Here is a 20,476-nt window from a genome sequence, read left to right as displayed (position 1 = left end):
GTGTTAACTTTTGGATCCTACGTCCGGGGCACTGGACTATTTGCTTGAGATAGGTTTCAACTGTTAAGCCCTCATGTTCAGCGGCCACGGTATAATTATCATAGGTCTTCACTTTTAAGTTCCTTTCTTAATTGGACTTAGATGAATTCCATGATATCACGGATCATTCTCTGATGCATATTGAATACTAGAATCGTTACAAATCTTTAGTTTGACTGTAAAAAAGTTTAAATATTGATTTTTGCCTTAAACAAATGATAAAATATTAAATTGTTGAGTAAAATAATAATTATAAGGAGCCCTATGTAATGTTAAAAGGTCAAAAAACATGGATTCGGCCCATTGAAGAAGATGATATTGACCTTTTATACCAATGGTATAATGATCAAGAGGTTAATTTATGGTCTAGTGGGGCTTGGCCCCTAAATACACTCCAGACCAAAGATCAAATTGCGGAGAAGTTTCTCGATGGGGCACCCGACACTTACCGATATGCTATTTTAGATGAAAACAAACTGCTTATCGGAACAACTGGCTTTAAGGAAGTTAATATCCCTGGTCGATCAGCTACTCTCTATGTCGTCATTGGAAATAAATCCTATTGGGGTAAAGGATACGGCTCAGATGCATTAATCACTTTTGTACGCTTTCTTTTTAACCAATGGAATTTCCACCGGATTTCGCTGGATACCTGGGATGAAAATCTCCGGGCCATTAAAGCGTACGAAAAAGTGGGGTTTAAAATTGAAGGGCGTCAGCGTGAAGCACGTTTTGTGTTAGGAACTTATCACGATGCAATTCTCATGGGTTTATTGCGGGAAGAGTTTTTCGCTTTACATAGTAAATTATAGGGTTGCAAAAATTAACAACCTAGAGTAAACTGATAATAATTTCAAATATCGTAATACTCCTCTGGGGTTGGGTGTAATTCCCTACCGGCGGTAAAGCCCGCGAGCCTTTTGGCAGACCCGGTGACATTCCGGGGCCGACAGTAAAGTCTGGATGAGAAGAGGAACAGCTAAGATTAAGCGTATTCGCGCTTTATTTGAGTTGTGACTTTGTGACCCAACACCTGGAGAAAGATTCAGGTGTTTTTTATTACCTATTTTTATGGTTTTTGGGAGACACTAAGTCCTAAACTAAGAAAGGGTTTTTGTATGAATGCATCAAGTTCTTCTGCTCCTGAAGATGAAAAGTTTATGAGAAGAGCACTTGAGTTAGCGGTCAAGGCAATAGGTAGAACCAGCCCTAATCCTCTCGTGGGGTGTGTTATCGTTAAAGATAATCAGGTCGTCGGAGAAGGGTATCACCTTAAGGCTGGAACTCCTCACGCGGAAGTTCATGCTCTGGCAGCTGCTGGAGATCAGGCACATGGTGCTACGGTTTATGTGACCTTGGAACCATGTTCACATTTTGGTCGAACTCCGCCCTGTGCTGACGCGCTGATCCGTGCCGAAGTCAAACGAGTTGTCGTGGCCATGAAAGATCCGAATCCACTTGTCTCAGGTCGTGGCATAGACCGTTTACGTGAAGCTGGAATTAAAGTAGACATAGGTCTTTTATTCCAAGAAGCCTTGACCATAAATGAAGTTTTTATTAAAGTGATCGCTTCCGGCTTGCCTTTCGTTGTCTATAAAACTGCGATGACTTTAGATGGCAAAATTGCCACTGAGACGGGGGATTCACGCTGGGTTAGTCAAGAAAAATCCCGCCAATATGTCCATCAGCTACGCGATCGCTACGATGTCATCATGGCGGGAAGTGAAACAGTTATCCAGGATAACCCTGCTCTAACCTGCCGGCTTCCTGATGGAAGAGACCCTGTTCGACTGATTGTCGATGGACAATTGCGTATCTCAGAAAAAGCTCATGTGCTTTTCGCCTCACAACACAGCCCTTGCATTATTGCGACCTCCCAGGCAGCCTCTGCAGACAAGGTAGCATACCTCAAAAGCCTTGAACAGGTTGAAGTCTGGCAGTATGACACTCCCCGGCATGTCCCCTTGGAGAAACTGTTACGTGACCTCGTTGATCGCGGTTGGACATCTGTGTTATTAGAGGGAGGCGGCGGACTGGCGGGCGCACTCATTAAAGAACAGTGTGTTGATAAAGTTGAGTTTTTCATTGCCCCTAAGTTAGTTGGAGGAAATGGTCCTTCCCCCCTCTCGGGCTTACACATCCAACAAATGGCGGATGCCTTAGAACTTCATGACCTCCATGTTGATATAAATTCGGGCGATCTTCATGTCACTGGGTATATATCCGAGGTCAGAAGTCAGAAGCCGGAAGTCAGCAATAGGAATTAAGAAATCGAAAAGGCTGTTTAAAATAATTGCTTAGATCAACTCAGGCGACGGCTCAAGACTGAGTTGTATGCCTTAGGGAGGGGATATGGGTGTTTACTGGAATTGTTGAAGAACTGGGTATTGTCCGAGGCCTTCGCCTCTTGCCAGAATCAGGGCAGCTTACACTCGAAGGGCAAAAGGTCCTTCATGGAACTCAGATTGGGGATAGCATCGCAGTCAACGGAGTTTGCCTGACAGTCATACGGCAAAGTGATCGTGACTTCACAGTCGATGTGATGGCTGAGACGTTAGAAAAAACAAATCTGGCTGAGCTGAAAAGCGGGAGTCATGTCAACCTAGAACGGGCGTTGCAGCTCCAAACCCGTTTAGGAGGGCATTTGGTCAGTGGGCATGTCGATGGTGTAGGCAACATTCGTCGAATTACACCTTGGGGCATCGCCCAAGTTTACGAGATTTCGGCCTCTCCGACTCTTCTTTCCTTTGTATTGCCAAAAGGGTCGATTGCCATTGACGGCATTTCGTTAACGGTCATTGATGTTGAATCCGATTGTTTTACGGTATCTCTGATTCCCCATACATTTAAAGAAACCACACTTGGACTAAAGGGGATTGGTGGAAGCGTCAATCTTGAAACAGACCTCATTGGCAAATATGTTGCTCGATTCATGGGTTTAAACACAGCAATTAGCAAGGACAAACAAGATCTTTCTCTAGGTTTTTTGGCTGAACATGGATTTGTCTAATTATATTTTCTTAAATAACTTAATCTTAAAGGAGTGAAAGACATGTCATTTAACACTATTGAAGAAGCCTTAGAAGATATTCGACAAGGTAAGATGGTTGTTATGGTAGATGATGAAGATCGTGAGAACGAAGGGGATTTAGTCATGGCCGCTGAAATGGCGACCCCGGAAGCGATCAATTTCATGGCAACTTATGGACGAGGATTAATTTGCGTTCCATTGACTAAGGAACGGATCCAAGCTTTACAACTTCAACAGATGGTCAATAACAACACCGATCCTCACGGAACTGCCTTTACGGTAAGTGTTGATTCTGTAGAAAGTTCCACCGGGATCTCTGCTTTTGAACGTGCACAGACCGTCAAGGTTCTAGTGAATCCTCACAGTGAGCCGACTGACTTACAGCGTCCTGGGCATATTTTCCCTCTTCAAGCCCGCGAAGGTGGAGTTTTGGTTCGGGCGGGGCATACTGAAGGTTCAGTAGATTTGGCTCGTCTTGCTGGTCTTCAGCCCGCAGGCCTGATTTGCGAGATCATGAATGAAGACGGCACTATGGCAAGAGTACCCGATTTGCAGCTTTTTGTTGCCAAGCATAATCTGAAATTAATTACTCTTAAAGATTTAATAAGTTATCGCCGTCAGTCTGAGAAACTTATCGAAAAGGTTGAAAGCATTAATCTTCCAACTGGTTTTGGCGAATTTCGAGCCGTTGGATATTTAAGCATTCTTGATCAAGAAGAACACATAGCGTTGGTTAAAGGAACGGTTGATGATGGAGAACCGGTACTCGTCCGGGTTCACTCGGAATGTTTGACTGGGGACGTTTTCCATTCCCGGCGCTGTGACTGCGGCGACCAACTCAGTGCAGCCTTAGAGGAAATCGAGCATGAAGGACGAGGCGTATTGCTCTACATGCGGCAGGAAGGCCGTGGGATCGGGTTGTTGAATAAGTTAAGGGCCTATAAACTTCAAGAAGAAGGAAAAGACACAGTTGAAGCAAACCTAGCCTTAGGATTTCCAGAAGACTTACGTGATTACGGTGTGGGTGCCCAGATTTTGGCGGATCTTGGAATTTCCAAAGTGCGTTTAATGACCAATAATCCACGCAAAATCGTAGGCCTTGAAGGATACGGTTTGCAAGTAGTAGAACGTGTTCCTGTCGAAATACCTTCTATACCAGAAAATTCCAAATATCTCTGCACTAAGAAACATAAAATGGGCCATTATTTGGCAAAAGTTCGCTAGAATTTTGTGAGCTTGAAAATGCTATTTCTTACTTGAGAAAGGATGTTTGAATAATGAAAACTTATGAAGGAAATTTAATGGCCGAAGGGCTAAAGATCGGAATCATAGCTGCGCGTTTTAATGAATTTATCACGAGCAAATTAGTCAGTGGTGCAATTGACGCCCTCCGCCGACACGGAGCGCTTGAAGACAATATAGAATTGGCCTGGGTCCCAGGTGCCTTTGAAATTCCCCTTGTAGCTCAAAAGATGGCTGATTCTAAGCGCTATGATGCGGTCATTTGCCTTGGTGCTGTTATTCGAGGCGCTACTCCTCATTTTGACCTTGTCAGCAATGAGGTCAGTAAAGGAATTGCCCACGTTGGCTTACAAACTGGGGTTCCTGTAATTTTTGGTGTCATCGCCACTGATAGTATTGAACAAGCTATCGAACGCGCTGGAACTAAGGCTGGAAACAAAGGCTTTGACGCTGCTATGACGGCGATTGAAACTGCAAACTTGCTTAGATCCTTCTAAAGATTATATTTATCAAATAAAAAATAAATTAATTAGAAAGATATGGTGGATCGTCCACAAAATAATCCTTGTCAAAAGGTATAATTTTTATTAGACTCATAGAGGTGATTATTATTTTTGACAAGGAGTTGAGTGCCATGACTTCCGACATTAGCGCTATGGATAAAGAAATGGCTATGCTTGAAGCAGCGCGCTCAGGTAATGAAGATGCATTGAATAAGATTATTCAGCACTATGAACCCGAAGTTCGCATGATTGCTTGTAAATATTTTCTGCCCAGAGCAGATTATGAAGACCTGATACAAGAAGGACGAATCGCGATTTATAGAGCGATATTATCTTATGACATAAATCTAGACACCCCTTTCCTCCATTTTTTAAGAATGGTCATTAAGCGCAAGCTTATTGATAGTTTACGTAAGTATACACGCCAAAAACATGTCAATTTAAATGCAGCTTATTCCCTAAACAATTTAATTTCCGAATCAGAGGAGACAAGTTTCTTATCATTTTTACCGAACGCTGAGGACCCTGAATCAATGGTTATCGCTAATGATGAAGCCCGCTCAATGATTAACGACTTAAATAAAGATCTGTCTAATCTTGAGCGTCTGGTGTTTGAACATTACTTTCTTCGTGGATTCAAACAACGTGAAGTGTCTGAGCACTTAGGGCTCCATCCGAAGTCTTTAGACAACGCGATTCAACGAATTCGGCGTAAAACAGTACAATATCGTTCGCGTCAAATGGCCGTTTAATCTACCGATGGTTAAAAGCGTAAATAGTTCGGTGGGTTTTATACTTACTAACTACTAAGACTTCCACTTCCAAAGTGGGAGTCTTAGTAGTGGTTATCCCTTGAATGAAGGAGGATGCTAATGCATTCGTTTTCTTGTTATGTCTTTTCCTGGCGAATGCGCCTTTTGAAATTGAAAAGACATAAACTATCTGTTAGTTTGAGTGTTGTAATTATTTTGGCAGTTTTAATTATTGGTCCCTCAGTCTATCAAGAAAGTTGGTTGGATCCTTTCGGCACGCTCAATGTCCCTAATCGAGAACTTCATCCTCATGCGATAACTAAGCTGGGGATGGTAAATTCCGATGATCCTTTTCACCCCTATTACTACACTAATGAGGGAAAGATCCAAGAATTAATGCACGACCTACAGCGTGCGACTCCCCTCTCCTCATCAGATCAAGCCTTAGTTTCTTTAGAAAATCAAAAGGTACAGTATTTTACCTTACATCGAACACTTTCCCACTATCATACGGAAGAGGACTATGCGCTACAATATTACCCTAATAAAGGTATTATTCGTTTTAGAGAACAAGCTTTTCGGATTAATGAATCTACAGTTTATGCCTTAACCCAAATCACAGGTGATATGACCTCAGGATGGTGGAAATAATAAAGAACCAGGAACAGATTGTTCCCAGTCCTTTATTTAAAGCTTATCGCCAGCTTAGGCGATACCACCGCTTTGGTTAATCAACTTGCTGACCTTAGTATGGGCATTGGTTGCTTCATTAGCTAAACGTAAGTAGATCTGTCTCAGATCACCATGATGTGCACGCGTAGCCAGGGTCATGAATCCCATTGCAGCACTCGATGCGTCTTTTTCATAGTCATAGAGCATGTCTAAGTCCGAAAATTGACTCATTTCGAAGCCCCCTTTCTATTGTAATTCAGCCATACCTTTGTTGAAATATCCCATTACATCTTCTAAACCTTTAGCTTGTTCTTTAAAAAATCCTTTCACAGAGGCGTCCTGAGCCATTTCGCTGAACATTAGGCATTTTTTCATAGCAGTTTGGGTTTCAATAATACTTCGGGTTAACATTCCTTGATCTAGGATTTTCTTCATTTCCGTTTCATTTAGTTGCACCTTAGATCCCTCCTTTTATAAACTAGTTTCATATAACATTTTCAGGATGTGTAAAAAGACCGTAAATTATTCACAACTACAATAAATTTCTAAGCATTAGCAGGTTTAATGATGGGACAAGTTACCATGAAATGTGCGAATTATATACGAATGCGAAGACGAGTAAAAGGATTGCGAAAATGATAATCCAAAGATGGACATGGGAAGTTTGAAGTGAGGCCGAAACAGATGCATCATGCATTGTTTCGGCCTCTTTGACATTCGCTTCTTCGTTCTCATCCTCATTGTCAATAGGGACAGATAACGATTCTTGGATTAATTGGAGCGCTGCTTCGCGTGTTTCGGTGGGAACGTAGAGGTCCACGCCAGTTGTTAACCCATAGGCTATTTTCAGAAACGCTCCCGCTTCTGGATATTGTTTGATTGCCGGTATACTATCCTCGTTAAGAAGTCCTATAATAATATCCGCCTCTAGATCCTGGGTGACACCACAAAGATAACTCCAGTTTTCCCCTACCATCCTTACCATCACTCCATTCGTTTGCCATTTGTCCGATGACAAAAATTCTCTGTTATCAAGATACTCCATATTCTTTCCAGCGCCGATCAACTAGCTGTACAGTCGCCTCGTCTGGAATTACTTCCCCTGGATAACCCGGTTTCATCCGTGCATCAATTAGGATCGGACCATGGTATACCAAGCGATGCAGGCGCAGCTCTGTCTTGGCATAGATATCATAAGCAGGATCAAAACGGGTGAAGACTTGCCAGAGGAAACCAGTTGAATCTAAGGCAAGTGTTAGGTCATCAACCAGAATCGCAAGAGGCCATTCCTGGAACGTATCAGTTTGAAGATTCTGCAGCACATCTTTAGCGAGCTCTGGCGCTTCATCAAATGAGTTAGCCTCTAATAACAGGCATCCTGCACAAAAGGGTTTAATTCCTTTAATGCCGGGCAGCTTACTCCCCTCAAAATGATGCGGCAATTCACGTTTGGCGCTTCCTAACCCAAGCATTATCGCTTTGCTGCCGTGATTTAGACGTCTCCCAGTATAGTCCAAAGTATCCATAGACGTTTCGTTGAGAATTATAAGATTAGATTCCGGCTCAAAACGAGCCAGAACAGTCTCCAAAAGAGTTCTAAAATCTTGCAAATCAAGTTGGGCATCGGTTAAGATCAAAAACTTCGTCAAGGTAAGTTGTCCTTCACCTAGGATTCGGAAAGCGTGCGCTAAAGCTTCACGATGATAGCTTTCTCGGACGATGGCAGCCGCTAGAGCATGAAAGCCGGTTTCAGCATATGTCCAGAGTGCTTTAACTCCAGTCATGACCACAGGAAACATGGGTGACAACAAAGACTGCAAATATTCACCAATGAAATAATCTTCCTGACGAGGTTTTCCTACAACAGTAGCTGGGTAGATCGCATCGCGCCGATGGTAAACAGTATGAACGTTAAAGAACGGGAAATCATGCGTCAGTGAATAATAGCCGTAATGATCTCCAAAAGGCCCTTCTGGTTTACGAACGTGAGCAGGCACGTTACCGCAGATGGCAAACTCTGCTTCTGCGATGAGCGCATGAGGATGAGTTGAAACCTTAACTCGGGGAAGTTTTTCTCCCATTAAGAAAGAGGTGAAAATAAGTTCGGGGAGCATTTCAGGCAGAGGAGCAATAGCGGAAAGAATTAAAGCCGGTGGACCTCCTAAGAAAAGAGTCGTAGGAAGATCCTGTCCCAAACGCTCTGCTTCATAATAGTGAAATCCACCACCTTTATGAATCTGCCAGTGTATGCCCGTCTGATTTTGACCATAGATTTGAATGCGATACATTCCAAGATTATGTTCTCCTGTCACAGGGTGTTCAGTATAAACTAAAGGTAAGGTAACAAAAGGGCCACCATCTTCTGGCCAACTGGTGAGGACCGGGAGTCGAGTTAAATCCACAGAGCGTTCTTGAATTTCGAGAACTGGGGCGTATTTCTCATGAACTACGCGCAGGCCACTTTTAGCCAAGGACATCATCCAGTCCTTTTCCTGCCAAAGTACGGAAGGTTTCGGCGGCAACAAACGATGCAAAGCCGAAACGGCTCGCTTTACTGTTTCTTCTGGTTTAGGTCCGATGGCCAGATCAACGCGCCGACGTGTTCCAAATAAATTGGTTATGACTGGAAAATCGCTTCCTTTAACTCGCTTGAACAAGAGGGCAGGCCCTTCGTCCTCAATAACACGGCGATGGACTTCCGCCAACTCTAGATAAGGATCGACTTCAGCCTCGATTTCGACAATTTGCTTCTCTCTGCGGAGGGTTTCAATAAAATGACGTAAATTTGTGTGCACAGTTTCACCTCTGAATAATGTAGTTAATTGCATGTTAATGGGATTAAGTATGTAAAAATAACGTCAATCCTTCAAATTTAATGAAGCTAGGGCGGTTTGAGTCAGGGTATCACAATGACAGATAATTTCATTCAATTCCTCTGGACGGAGGTGATCTGAGTGGATTCCTGCGGTTACAACCACTGAACAGCGAAGCTCACGGGCCAACGTTTCGGCAACTTTCCGAGCGACATCGACATCTTTATGTCCGGGTACTGGCATGATGTAAGCATCGGCACTCCAACCTTTACCGCTAAGGCTTGGACGAGGAATTGCCAGAACTACTCCACCGACATGGGGCTTCTCTCCTCCTACCAAAAGCCCATTTAGCCCATTGCCAGTATCCATCAGGATTAAGGAAATTTGACATCGTCCTTTCCCTTCTTTTCCTTGCCAAATGGGGAGGTAGATCAGTTTATTATCAGACACATCCTTTATCCTCACTTTACATTTTTACATTAGGTGTTTACATTATACATTTAGTCATGAATATTAGCCAAGTTTTTAAAGAAAACTTGGGCTGGCGCCCGCACGAAGACACTGTCTTCGCACGTATTAACCCTCTTTCAGTCACTGTCTTCGCGCGTGTTACCTTCTTGTTAGCCTTAGCGAAGGCGGTTGCCTTAGTTGCCCATATGCGCTGGCCATGATTCAAACAGGACGTTTATGGTTAGAGTGCTGCCAAGGATAAAGAAAACTTAGTCTTATTCGTTGAAGAAAAAAAGAGAGTAGGAAAATCCCAGCTCTCTTCTTAGCCAAATGAAATTCGTTGGTCTTAATCTTTTGGAGAAGTGAACAATATAGTGCCCAACTCATCAACATCGACGAGAATTTGTTGTCCTTCCTTAAATTCACCTTGAAGAAGTTTCAGGGCCAAGGGATTCTGCAGACGTTGTTGGATCACCCGCTTGAGCGGCCTTGCTCCATAAACAGGGTCATAACCTTCATTCGCCAATTGTATACGGGCCTGCTCTGTTAATTCGAGTGTGAGGTTGCGTTCGCTTAAACGTTCACGCAACAGGCCAAGTTGAATTTCCACGATTCGTCCAATATGCTTACGCTCTAAAGGATGGAAGACAATGACTTCATCTAGGCGGTTAAGGAATTCCGGCCGGAAGTGATGCCGCAGTTCTTCATTGATGGTTGACCGAACTTCTTCTTGGGACGCGCTACGTCGCGCTAGATCCTGAATGGACGGGCTTGCAATATTACTGGTTAAAATAACTACTGTGTTTTTAAAGTTTACAATCCGTCCTTGCCCATCCGTTAACCGGCCATCATCTAAGAGTTGCAAGAGAACATTCGTAACGTCACTATGTGCTTTCTCAATTTCATCGAAAAGGATCACACTGTACGGTTTACGACGGACGACTTCCGTCAGCTGTCCACCCTCTTCGTAGCCGACATAACCTGGAGGTGCTCCAATAAGTCGTGCTACTGTATGCTTTTCCATATACTCCGACATATCGATTCTAACCATAGCTTGTTCATCATCGAAGAGAAATTCCGCCAACGCCCTTGCTAGCTCAGTTTTCCCGACGCCGGTCGGACCTAAGAAGAGAAATGAGCCTAAGGGGCGATTCGGGTCTTGTAAACCAGCTCGGGCCCGGCGTACAGCATCGGCAACTGCGTTAACTGCTTCTTCTTGACCGATAACCCGCTCATGAATACGATCTTCCATGTGGACGAGCTTTTCCATCTCGCTCTCCATGAGTTTTGCAACGGGTACATGAGTCCAAGTTGCCACAATTTCTGCAATATCTTGTTCTATCACTTCTTGTTTTAACAAGGTGTTTTTCTTTGCTTGAAGTTTTTCTTCTGCGGCTTTGAGTTCTTTTTCCAGATTTGGAATAATTCCATACTGCAGTTCAGCTGCTTTATTATAATCTAGTTGCTGTTGCGCTTGCTCCATAAGGTTACGTGAACGATCAACTTCTTCTTTGAGTTGTTGAATTCGGGCCAAGACTTCACGTTCGCCCTGCAGCTGAGCATCCAAGCCGGAACGTTCTTCTTTGAGATTGGCCAACTCTACTTCAATTTTTGTTAAACGGTCCCTGCTGGCTTCATCCTTTTCTTTTTTGAGGGCTTCCCGTTCGATTTCTAATTGCATCATCCGTCGTTTAATCTGATCTAATTCATAAGGATCGCTGGTTATTTCCATACGCATACGCGCTGCCGCTTCATCAATTAGGTCAATCGCTTTGTCTGGGAGAAAACGGTCACTAATATATCGATCAGATAGTGTCGCAGCGGCAATGATCGCCCCGTCCGTGATTCTCACACCATGGTGTGTCTCATAGCGTTCCTTGAGACCGCGCAGGATTGAGATAGTATCCTCTACACTGGGTGCTTCAACCATGATCGGTTGAAAACGCCGTTCAAGAGCAGCATCTTTCTCAATATGCTTGCGATATTCTGCGAGGGTCGTTGCTCCGAGCATGCTGAGTTCTCCACGGGCCAACATTGGCTTGAGCATATTGCTGGCATCCATTGCTCCTTCAGCGGCTCCCGCTCCGACAACAGTGTGCAATTCGTCAATAAATAGGATGACATCTTCACGATCCTTGATTTCTTTGAGCACCGCTTTCAGACGTTCCTCAAATTCTCCTCGGTATTTGGCTCCGGCGATCAAGGTTCCCATGTCTAGAGCGACGACTTGCTTATTTTTAATTGCATCGGGGACATCTCCTCGGACAATCCGTTGAGCCAATCCTTCGACAATAGCTGTTTTGCCGACCCCAGGCTCTCCAATCAGTACAGGATTATTTTTTGTACGTCGGGATAGAGTCTGAATAACGCGGCGGATTTCCTCATCACGGCCAATCACGGGATCAAGTCGGCCACGCCTCGCTTGTTCCACTAGGTTAAGCCCATATTGTTCGAGAGCTGCATAGGTCCCTTCAGGATTTTGACTAGTGACGCGTTGAGTCCCCCTAACTTCTCGTAAGGCTTGAAGTAATTTTTCCCGAGTCAGTCCAGCTTGTTTTAAGATTTGTTCGACTGGACCGCCAGCTTTTCCCAGGATTGCAAGCAACAAATGTTCGGTGCTCACATACTCATCACCAAACGTGCCCATCTCATCATGGGCTGCTACCAAAACAGACCGTAAGCGCGACGAAATGGTCAGTTGCACATTTCCGCCGCTGATGCGGGGAAAGCGGTTGATCTCTTGTCGAATACTCTGGATGAGTGCGCCAACCGCCATATTTAATTTAGTCAGTACTTGAGGAACAACGCCATCCCCTTGCTCTAAAAGGGAGAGCAAAAGATGTTCTGGCTCTACTTGGCTATTCCCGTTGCGTTCTGCTTTGCTTTGAGAATCTGTGATGGCTTCCTGTGATTTCTGGGTAAAACGATTGGTATCAAAAGACATTATTACTCACTCCTTTTTAAGCTAGGTATGGTCAAACCGAGGTTGTGCCTCGTTTGTTGGCTAAATCACGAAGGACCGAGATCTCTTGCTCACTCATACCCTCTGGTAAAACAATCGATAATTCTGCAAAGAGGTCCCCATATTGATCAGGGTGCTCTAAATTTGGCATACCCTTTCCTTTTAAACGAAATCTTTTTCCACTTTGAGAGAGAGGGGGGATTTTAAGCAGGACTTCTCCTCCAAAGGTACGGATACGCTCCTCACCACCTAAAACGGCCTGATAGAAATCAACTGGTAGATCTGCCTTCAAGTCATCTCCATCACGGACAAAGCGAGTATGCGGGGCTACTGTAATGTTTAAATAGAGATTCCCTCTCGCTCCACCTGAGATCCCTGGCCCACCTTGACCCACAATCCGTACTTTAGAACCAGTCCTTACCCCTTTCGGGATTTTGGCCTCGATTTGTTTTTCCCCGGTACGAATGAGCCTTGTCGTTCCATTATAAGTTTCTTCAAGTGTCACTTGGACCTCTACTTCAAGATCCTGGCCAGAGCGGGCACGCCCTTTAACAGAGCCCCCACTGAAGCCAGCGCCTTGCCCGCCACCTCCGCCAAAGAGAGTTGAGAAGAAATCAGAATACCCATCTCCTCCTCCAGTAAATCCACCCGCACCACCAAACATTTCTGCAAAATCTTCTGGGGACATAGTATAGGTTTGATTACTGCCACCCCTACCACCAGAATTCGTTTGCCAGCGGCCATAATCAAAATCTCCACGTCCTCCACGATTCTGCCATTGTTGGTAGTCCGCCCGTAATTCATCGTATTTACGACGTTTTTCAGGATCACTAATCGCTTGATAGGCTTCCATAGACTCTTTAAATTTAGCTTCAGCCGTTTTGTCCCCCGGATTTACATCGGGATGATATTTCTTAGCTAATTTTTGATAGGTCTTTTTTATAGTTTTTTCATCAGCATCTGGTGAAACACCAAGAATTGCATAATAATCTTTAAAATCCATATCTTCACCTCATATTCTGCGCTGGTGGTAAAGTTTTTCTTCACTATGATTCTGCTAGTTTCATCTGAGATTAACTGCAGTATTTTCTCCCCTACAATTAGATTATATTCCCTTTTTTAACTAAGGTCAATAATGGTCAGACATATTTTTGACTATATTTGACCTTTGGAATTGCAGTTAACCAAAACTTAGCTAGTACCCGCGAAGACACTATCTTCGCACGTGTTAACCTTCTTGTTAGCCTAGCGCAGACGGCCGCCTTAGTTGCATTTCCATAACAACAACTTTTCCTTAGACTGGTTTACTTTAAGGCTGGTGCCACAACCAATATGGGTTATTCTGCCCTGCGTGCTTCCCGAAGGAGCAACAATCTGTGTTACACCGGGTCGATGTGGCCCGTCTGATAAACGGGATCGCGGCACCAGGAAAGTTCTACCTACCTTCGCCAGCCTAAGTAGTAGTATTGACAAAATTTTCATTCATCAGTGGTGCCGCGCAGCAGGCATGGGATCTGATAAGTACGAAAAAACGGACTTCAGGAAGTCCGTTTGGAGGATACCATTTTATCCAACTTAAAAACTATCGAGTTGTTCAGAATTTTTATCAGACAGATCGTATTTGGGCTATACGGTTCATAACATCTGTTTTTACCCTGTGTAAAGTATCTTTAGCCTCTGGGAGAGTATCCGCTTTCACTGAAAAGTAAAATTTGATTTTAGGTTCAGTTCCAGAGGGGCGAACCATGACAAATCCTCCGCCGTGAAAAGAAAAACGCAAAACATTTGAATGGGGAAGCGTGAGTGGGTATGTTTGTCCTGTCGAAGTATCTTTACCAATTCGCTGTTCATAGTCATCTATTTTCCAAATGGGAATCCCACCAAGTTCAAGGATTTCTTCTAATCTAAGTGAGTTCATAATCCTCGCTATTTCTTCCTTACCTTGGATTCCCCTCAATGCCAGGGACTCTTGATCATCCAAGTAGTATCCGAATTTTCCATAGATAAGCTCAAGAACATCGAAAAGGGAACGTCCCTCTACCTGTCGATAATAGAGAGCCGCTTCCGCCAAAAGGATAGAGGCGATTACTGCATCTTTATCTCGGACAAAATCGCCGGCGAGATAACCATAACTCTCTTCGAAACCGAATTGGAACGTACCCCAACCGCCTTCTTCCATTTCTCTTTCCTTTTCAGCAATAAATTTAAAGCCAGTCAGTACGTTTTCCACCCGCACATTGAAATATCGAGCAACCTCATCGGCTAGATCTGTTGATGCCACTGTTTTAATTATTGTTGCATTATCCGGAAGGGTCCCTAAGGCCTTCTTTTGCGATAGAATATAATAGGTTAACAGTATCCCAATTTGATTTCCAGTGAGCTGAACAAAGTCACCATTCAGATCACGCAAGACGACACCTAAACGGTCAGCATCTGGGTCGGTGGCTAAAAGAAGATCGGCTTTAAGTTCCATCCCATATTTTCGAGCTAGTTCAAATGTTGCCGGGATTTCTGGATTAGGATACGGCACAGTCGTGAACTCTGGGTCAGGAAGTTCTTGCTCGGGTACTACGGTGACTGAGCAAAAACCAAGTTCAGCTAAAGCTCTGCGTACAAGTATGTTCCCTGCTCCGTGCAAAGGTGTATAGACAATACGAAGTTCCTTCCCTTTTTGCTCATCAAGATCTGGGTGCAATGCAAGTTTTCGCACTTGAGCTAGGTAAGATTGATCGATTTCTTCACCGATGATTTCTAGTAAGCCGGACGTCTTAGCATTTTCTATGGACATGGGTTCGATTCCCAGCCAACTCTCCCGGGCTTCAATTCGGGCAAGTATCTGGTCAGCTTTCACTGGAGGCACCTGGCCACCGTCATCCCAGTACACTTTATAACCGTTGTATTCTTTAGGGTTGTGACTGGCTGTCACAACAATACCAGCTAAAGCGTGCAACTGACGAACTGCATACGAGAGTTCTGGTGTGGGGCGAAGTGCATTAAAGAGATACACCTTAACTCCGTTTTGGGCGAGTACTAAAGCGGCCTCGAGAGCGAATTCTGACGAGTATTTCCGAGAGTCGTAGGCAATAACCACTCCACGTTTCATACCCTCCTGCCCATGATCACAAACACATTCGGCTAGCCCTTGGGTGGCTTTACGAATTACATATTTATTCATTCGATTTGTGCCTGCTGCAATAATTCCTCTTAAGCCACCTGTACCAAATTCTAAATCTGTATAGAAGCGATCCTCAATTTCTTGCGGATCGGTGATTCGTCGCAGTTCTTGTCGTATTTCTTCCTCAAAGTAAGGATGTTCGGACCATAAGGTGTAGCGATCTTGAATACTCATCTGACATGTCCTCCTTCTAAGTAACTTCGATCAATATAAACGATGGATAATGTTCCCTTTTAGTGAGTATAGCATACTTCAAACGGATAGGACAGATGGTTCTAAAAACACCAGCATGTCACCAAAAAAATATACCTCGGCCTAAGCCTGAGGTACTAGAACTGGAGAAATTATGATCCCGACCAATCCAGGCCCCGTATGAACCCCCATGACTGGGCTAATCTGGTTGAACAACAATTCATCAATATTAGGGAGTTGATGAGCTTTCTGCCAAAGGTTACGAGCTTCTTGCTCTGCTCCCCCATGGACAATAGCCACGTTATAGTGATCTTCTTGAGTACATTCTTTCAAAATATCAAACAATTTTATAAGCGATTGATCTCGGCCACGGACTTTGGCAAAGGTAATGTACTTGCCTTCAGAGTTAACCGTAATAATGGGTTTAATATTCAAGAGTTCACCAAGGGTGCCTGACACGTACCCGATCCGGCCACCTCGTTTTAGATAATCTAACGTGGAAAGCACAAAATAGATTCTAGTTCGTTCTGAAACATCCTTAGCCGCTTTAATTACGCTCTGAAAATCCGTTGAGCGGCGGATCTGACGAGCTGCTTCTCGGACTGGGAAACCTAACCCCATAGAAAGCGATTTAGAATCCAACACATTGATGACCATCTCTTTAAAATCTTGTGCTACCTGACATACGGTTTCATAGGTTCCGCTTAAACCACTTGATATATGCATCGCAAGAATATGTGTGACATGCCGATCTCTTAACTGACCAAATAAATTGGCTATTTCGGCTGGAGAAGGCAGCGATGTAGTGGGAACCTCATTGGCCATATTGTCATAAACTTCATTCGGACTAATATTAACTCGATCGAGATATTCCCGATCTGGGTAGACAATGTGCAAGGGCAGAACTTCTATCTCAAATTCCTGAATCATTTCCGGGTCCAAATCGCTCGTACTATCTGTTACAATCGCGATTTTAGGGACATTCGTCAGCATTGTAGAGGGTTGCATGAGGCACTGTTCCTTTCCATTATTCAGTAATGCCATATAGATTAGTATAGCTTAAACTTTGACAATTACACTTGCAACTTCTTGCAGATTAGGATATTAACAGAACCTGCGTAGCCTTACGTACGTCCTCAATGGCTGTCGGATGCTCATTAATTTCCCCAGCTTGATCAATCCCCTTATAGAGGCAGGGGGGAGCGTATTGAATATCTAACATATGAAAGAGAGTTTTAATGGAACGTTCTGCACATTCAAACACATCGAGCTTTTTTGTTCCGGCCGTCGCAAGGAAAAGACCAATACGTTCGTAACCAGAGGGATTTATAAGGGTCTGATGGTGCAGGTATTTGAGAGCCCAAAACGTTTGCATGCGGTCAATTAAAATTTTTGATTGGGCGTTTATACCCATCATAAAAATTGGAGCAGCAAGGATTAAACGATCAGCACGAATCAGCTTCTCTTGCAGATTGGGGATATCGTCCTTTATTACACATATCCCTTTTGCTGAACATGCCCCGCATCCTTGGCAGGGATTTATCTTTAGATCTGAAAGGTAAACTAATTCAGTCGCATGGCCCTCGGCCTTGGCAGTTTCCATCGCTTCTAAGACTAAGCGGGTCGTGTTACCATTGCGACGTGGGCTACAGGCAATTCCAAGCACGGATAACGACATTTCTTCTTCTACTCCATTCTATAATTCTGATTTTAGTTCCAAGTATAAAAGCGAGCTTCTCAAAATTTAAGAAACTCGCTTTTAGATTTGGCCTCTGCATGAGTTAAAGCTAATTTGGTTACAATTTAGGATTAGAATCTGGGTCAAAATACCGCACCCTTTCTGTAACGTCTTACTACTTATCCTTCTTCATGAACTAGCCTTTTTTCTTGTGTGGATTTAATTGATTCCAGTCCCACAGACTCTAAAATTGCATTAATCATTAATTGCTCTTTTTGTGTCATATAAACTTTCTCTCCTTTCCATATATTTTAAGGTATCACTTTATTATATACCTATTTTTGGAATTTGCAATGCTTTTTTTAAAATCAATTAAAATAATTTAGACCTTCCAATGTTTTGACGAAAATCGACCCCTTTTTGCGTTGAAACACCGGACTTTAATAATCTATGAAAGTCCGGTGAAATTTATGCAAGTTTTATATGCATTTCAAACTGTTTTGCGTTAGGGTTAATTCCGTATGCACTGAGAAAAGAAACAATCCAATCTTCAGGTTGATTAGTCAATGAAAACGACGCATTTGAGCGCCCAAGCACTGAGGAGATCAGTTCTTTAGCCCCAGATTCGGTTGCACTCCAAGCATCTAAACAAGGAGCATTTTTGTCTCCAGCAAATAACGCACCAGCTGTTCTACTCGAATTCATTACGGCAGAAAAATTACCATACCGTTTAAGATACTCCTCTCTTCTTTGCCATGCTGGATTAAAGAAAGCTCGGCGACGGCTTTCAAAATATTGTTCAACTGAAGCCATTTCAAGATGACACGCCTCAACTTTCCCATCTGAGAAAAAATCAATTCCACCTTGAGTACGATAAATATTGAGCTGGCGCATTCGTGTAAAACCGACTGACTGATAGACTTTAAGTGCATGATTTTGCTCCAGAACCTCAAGGAAAACTCCTTTTAATCCAACACAGCTAGCAGAATTGAGCTGAGAGAACATTAGCGGTGCAAAAAGGCCCTTTCCCCGGTAATTCGGATCAAGGCAAGCCCCAGCGATCCATCCATCGACCCCGTCTATGGACAGCAAAGCAAAGCCGACAATCTGATCTTCAACAAGGATTGCCATCGAATGCTGGAGAGAAACTTGACTTAGATGAAGCCAAACTCGCATATGTTCCGGCGTATATGTCATGTCGTAATAATATCCCCGCCAACAGCGGTTCCAGATGTCCGTCAATTCATGCAAACTGATGTGTTCAAGCGTATTTACTCTTATATTTTTTTTCATGGTTTTTAATTCACTTCATTCTTAGCTATAAATTTTGTATTTAACTCCCTGGCGAGTCATGACCGCCAGTTGATGCGCGGCGCTAAAGATCTAGGTAGGTTCGACTAATACACTTCTATTATGCTTGCTTGATTTCCTGCTAACTCTTTCAAGGTTACTGAAATGACAAGCAGGAATGGCGTGATTCAGAGAGAATATATAGTTTTTGTTTAATATTGAGGGTGATGTAGAATTATATTATCAATCGATCTGAAAGGTGGTTAAATTAGGATGATCTCTTATATTAATAATGATGAACAGCAGTTTGCCCAATTACTGCTCAATTTTATCCAAGAAAGCCCATCTTCCTTCCATGTTGTAGAAGGCATCAAGAAATTGCTTGTTCCCCAAGGGTTCCAAACGTTGTCCTTAAAAGATAAATGGTCATTGATTCCCGGGGGTAAATACTATGTAACTCACAACGATTCTGCCTTAATTGCTTTTGTTGTTGGCGAAGGTGTGCCAGAGAAGTATGGGTTTCACATTATTGGAGCGCATACGGACAGCCCTGGTTTTCGGGTTAAGCCCTTGCCGGAAATATCTGTAGAGGGGCATTATGTGAAGTTAAATGTTGAAACTTATGGCGAACCGATACTTAATACCTGGTTGGACCGTCCACTTTCTTTAGCAGGTCGGGTTATTTTGCACGGGGAATCCCCCTTTTCTCCTCGAATCAGACTTTTCCGTAGTGACCTTCCCCTGCTTGTGATTCCCAATCTTGCTATCCATATGAATCGCAAGGTTAATGAAGGAATTGAATTAAACAAACAAAAAGATATGCTGCCCTTATTAAGCCAAATCACTCAAGACTTTGAAAAAGAAGGTACCCTGATCAGTCACCTGGCCAAAACGCTGCAATGTCCCACTGATGATATCTTGGACTTCGACCTTTTCCTCTATGAATATGAAAAAGGTCGGTTTTTTGGACTTCAACAAGAGTTTATTTCAAGCGGTCGTCTTGATGACTTAGCGATGATTCATGCCGGCGCCTGGGCTCTAGCTAACGCTAAACCAACTCTGACCACACAGGTTCTGGCCTGTTTTGATCACGAAGAATGCGGAAGCACCTCCAAACAAGGGGCGGCTTCTCCTTTTCTATCCTTTATTTTAGAACGAATTCTGCTAGGACTAAAAAAAGACCGAGAAGAATATCTCCAGGCCTTGGCACATTCTTTCCTGATTTCAGCCGATATGGCCCACGCTCTTCATCCCAACTCAGGAGAAAGGCTTGATCCAGTTAATCGCCCAATCCTTAATAGAGGACCAGTGATTAAAATCAGCGCTAACCAAAATTACACAACCGATGCGGAGTCTGCGGCTGTTTTCACTACCCTCTGTCAACTCGCAGGGGTTCCTGTCCAGAAATTTGTCAATCGTTCGGATGAACGAGGGGGTTCAACTATTGGTCCGATTTCCACTACACATCTTGATATACGGTCCGTGGATATCGGAAACCCTGTCTTAGCTATGCATTCTGTACGTGAACTCGGGGGAGTTAAAGATCACTTAGCCATCGCCAAAGTCTTCTCAGAGTTTTACAAATAAAAGCTTTGTTATAGAAATTATAAAAGTAAGCTCTGTATAAATGCTTTGGCGTGATCGCAATGAACTGCCATGACTTGATCTGTTGATGGA

20 protein-coding genes and 1 riboswitch are annotated in these 20,476 nt (G+C 43.5%); of the genes, 9 read left to right on the top strand and 11 right to left on the bottom strand.

The window, feature by feature from the left end:
* Positions 1-308 precede the first annotated feature (308 nt).
* The 7 genes from DOT_RS01960 to DOT_RS01930 all read left to right on the top strand — a co-directional run bounded on the left by DOT_RS01960 (position 309) and on the right by DOT_RS01930 (position 6,218).
* The gene (locus DOT_RS01960; RefSeq protein ID WP_009613456.1) at positions 309-851 is read left to right on the top strand and encodes a GNAT family protein; all 543 of its coding nucleotides are present in this window, start codon (positions 309-311) and stop codon (positions 849-851) included.
* Between the two features lie 53 nt (positions 852-904).
* Positions 905-1,018, top strand: a riboswitch (FMN riboswitch).
* A gap of 139 nt (positions 1,019-1,157) precedes the next feature.
* Complete coding sequence (gene ribD, locus DOT_RS01955; RefSeq protein ID WP_009613454.1) at positions 1,158-2,306, top strand: bifunctional diaminohydroxyphosphoribosylaminopyrimidine deaminase/5-amino-6-(5-phosphoribosylamino)uracil reductase RibD; 1,149 nt, start codon at positions 1,158-1,160, stop codon at positions 2,304-2,306.
* Positions 2,307-2,395: 89 nt separating this feature from the next.
* Positions 2,396-3,049: a riboflavin synthase gene (locus tag DOT_RS01950; RefSeq protein WP_009613452.1), complete on the top strand. Its 654-nt coding sequence runs from the start codon at positions 2,396-2,398 to the stop codon at positions 3,047-3,049.
* 42 nt (positions 3,050-3,091) lie between these two features.
* The gene (locus tag DOT_RS01945; RefSeq protein WP_009613450.1) at positions 3,092-4,294 is read left to right on the top strand and encodes a bifunctional 3,4-dihydroxy-2-butanone-4-phosphate synthase/GTP cyclohydrolase II; all 1,203 of its coding nucleotides are present in this window, start codon (positions 3,092-3,094) and stop codon (positions 4,292-4,294) included.
* A 53-nt stretch (positions 4,295-4,347) separates the two neighbouring features.
* Positions 4,348-4,809, top strand: coding sequence for a 6,7-dimethyl-8-ribityllumazine synthase (ribE, locus tag DOT_RS01940; RefSeq protein ID WP_040410953.1), 462 nt, complete (start codon positions 4,348-4,350; stop codon positions 4,807-4,809).
* A 137-nt stretch (positions 4,810-4,946) separates the two neighbouring features.
* On the top strand, positions 4,947-5,567 hold the full coding sequence (locus tag DOT_RS01935; protein WP_009613447.1) for a sigma-70 family RNA polymerase sigma factor: 621 nt from the start codon (positions 4,947-4,949) through the stop codon (positions 5,565-5,567).
* A 120-nt stretch (positions 5,568-5,687) separates the two neighbouring features.
* Positions 5,688-6,218, top strand: a complete 531-nt coding sequence (locus DOT_RS01930) for a hypothetical protein (RefSeq protein ID WP_009613446.1) — start codon at positions 5,688-5,690, stop codon at positions 6,216-6,218.
* A gap of 54 nt (positions 6,219-6,272) precedes the next feature.
* On the opposite strand, the gene DOT_RS01925 is transcribed toward DOT_RS01930, so the two are convergent.
* The 5 genes from DOT_RS01925 to DOT_RS01905 form a co-directional block, all read right to left on the bottom strand.
* On the bottom strand, positions 6,273-6,470 hold the full coding sequence (locus tag DOT_RS01925; protein WP_009613445.1) for a spore coat protein: 198 nt from the start codon (positions 6,468-6,470) through the stop codon (positions 6,273-6,275).
* Between the two features lie 15 nt (positions 6,471-6,485).
* Positions 6,486-6,695 carry a hypothetical protein gene (locus DOT_RS01920; RefSeq protein ID WP_009613443.1) on the bottom strand — a complete coding sequence of 70 codons (210 nt, stop codon included), beginning with the start codon at positions 6,693-6,695 and terminating at the stop codon, positions 6,486-6,488.
* Between the two features lie 121 nt (positions 6,696-6,816).
* Positions 6,817-7,284, bottom strand: coding sequence for a hypothetical protein (locus tag DOT_RS29275; RefSeq protein WP_009613441.1), 468 nt, complete (start codon positions 7,282-7,284; stop codon positions 6,817-6,819).
* A complete protein-coding gene (locus tag DOT_RS01910) occupies positions 7,271-9,034 on the bottom strand; it encodes a UbiD family decarboxylase (protein ID WP_009613439.1) in 1,764 nt (587 codons plus the stop codon). Before DOT_RS01910 ends, DOT_RS29275 begins: the two co-directional genes overlap by 14 nt.
* 63 nt (positions 9,035-9,097) lie before the next feature.
* Positions 9,098-9,502, bottom strand: coding sequence for a hypothetical protein (locus tag DOT_RS01905; RefSeq protein WP_009613436.1), 405 nt, complete (start codon positions 9,500-9,502; stop codon positions 9,098-9,100).
* A 56-nt stretch (positions 9,503-9,558) separates the two neighbouring features.
* Between DOT_RS01905 and DOT_RS30925 the strand changes: the two genes are divergently transcribed.
* Positions 9,559-9,723: a hypothetical protein gene (locus DOT_RS30925; protein WP_009613433.1), complete on the top strand. Its 165-nt coding sequence runs from the start codon at positions 9,559-9,561 to the stop codon at positions 9,721-9,723.
* Between the two features lie 125 nt (positions 9,724-9,848).
* On the opposite strand, the gene clpB is transcribed toward DOT_RS30925, so the two are convergent.
* The 6 genes from clpB to DOT_RS01875 all read right to left on the bottom strand — a co-directional run bounded on the left by clpB (position 9,849) and on the right by DOT_RS01875 (position 18,802).
* A complete protein-coding gene (gene clpB, locus DOT_RS01900) occupies positions 9,849-12,446 on the bottom strand; it encodes an ATP-dependent chaperone ClpB (protein WP_009613431.1) in 2,598 nt (865 codons plus the stop codon).
* Between the two features lie 31 nt (positions 12,447-12,477).
* The gene (locus DOT_RS01895) at positions 12,478-13,467 is read right to left on the bottom strand and encodes a J domain-containing protein (protein WP_009613429.1); all 990 of its coding nucleotides are present in this window, start codon (positions 13,465-13,467) and stop codon (positions 12,478-12,480) included.
* 603 nt (positions 13,468-14,070) lie between these two features.
* Complete coding sequence (locus DOT_RS01890; RefSeq protein WP_009613427.1) at positions 14,071-15,813, bottom strand: phospho-sugar mutase; 1,743 nt, start codon at positions 15,811-15,813, stop codon at positions 14,071-14,073.
* Positions 15,814-15,954: 141 nt separating this feature from the next.
* The gene (locus tag DOT_RS01885; protein WP_040410956.1) at positions 15,955-16,824 is read right to left on the bottom strand and encodes a DegV family protein; all 870 of its coding nucleotides are present in this window, start codon (positions 16,822-16,824) and stop codon (positions 15,955-15,957) included.
* Positions 16,825-16,927: 103 nt separating this feature from the next.
* Entirely contained in the window at positions 16,928-17,509 is a 582-nt protein-coding gene (locus tag DOT_RS01880; protein WP_009613423.1) for a flavodoxin family protein, read from the bottom strand.
* A 468-nt stretch (positions 17,510-17,977) separates the two neighbouring features.
* Positions 17,978-18,802, bottom strand: coding sequence for a GNAT family N-acetyltransferase (locus DOT_RS01875; RefSeq protein WP_009613421.1), 825 nt, complete (start codon positions 18,800-18,802; stop codon positions 17,978-17,980).
* Between the two features lie 270 nt (positions 18,803-19,072).
* Between DOT_RS01875 and DOT_RS01870 the strand changes: the two genes are divergently transcribed.
* A complete protein-coding gene (locus tag DOT_RS01870; RefSeq protein WP_009613419.1) occupies positions 19,073-20,386 on the top strand; it encodes a M18 family aminopeptidase in 1,314 nt (437 codons plus the stop codon).
* The last annotated feature ends 90 nt before the right edge of the window (positions 20,387-20,476 follow it).

The organism is Desulfosporosinus sp. OT (assembly GCF_000224515.1).
Taxonomy (GTDB): domain Bacteria; phylum Bacillota; class Desulfitobacteriia; order Desulfitobacteriales; family Desulfitobacteriaceae; genus Desulfosporosinus.
This window is presented reverse-complemented; position numbering and strand designations above follow the sequence as displayed.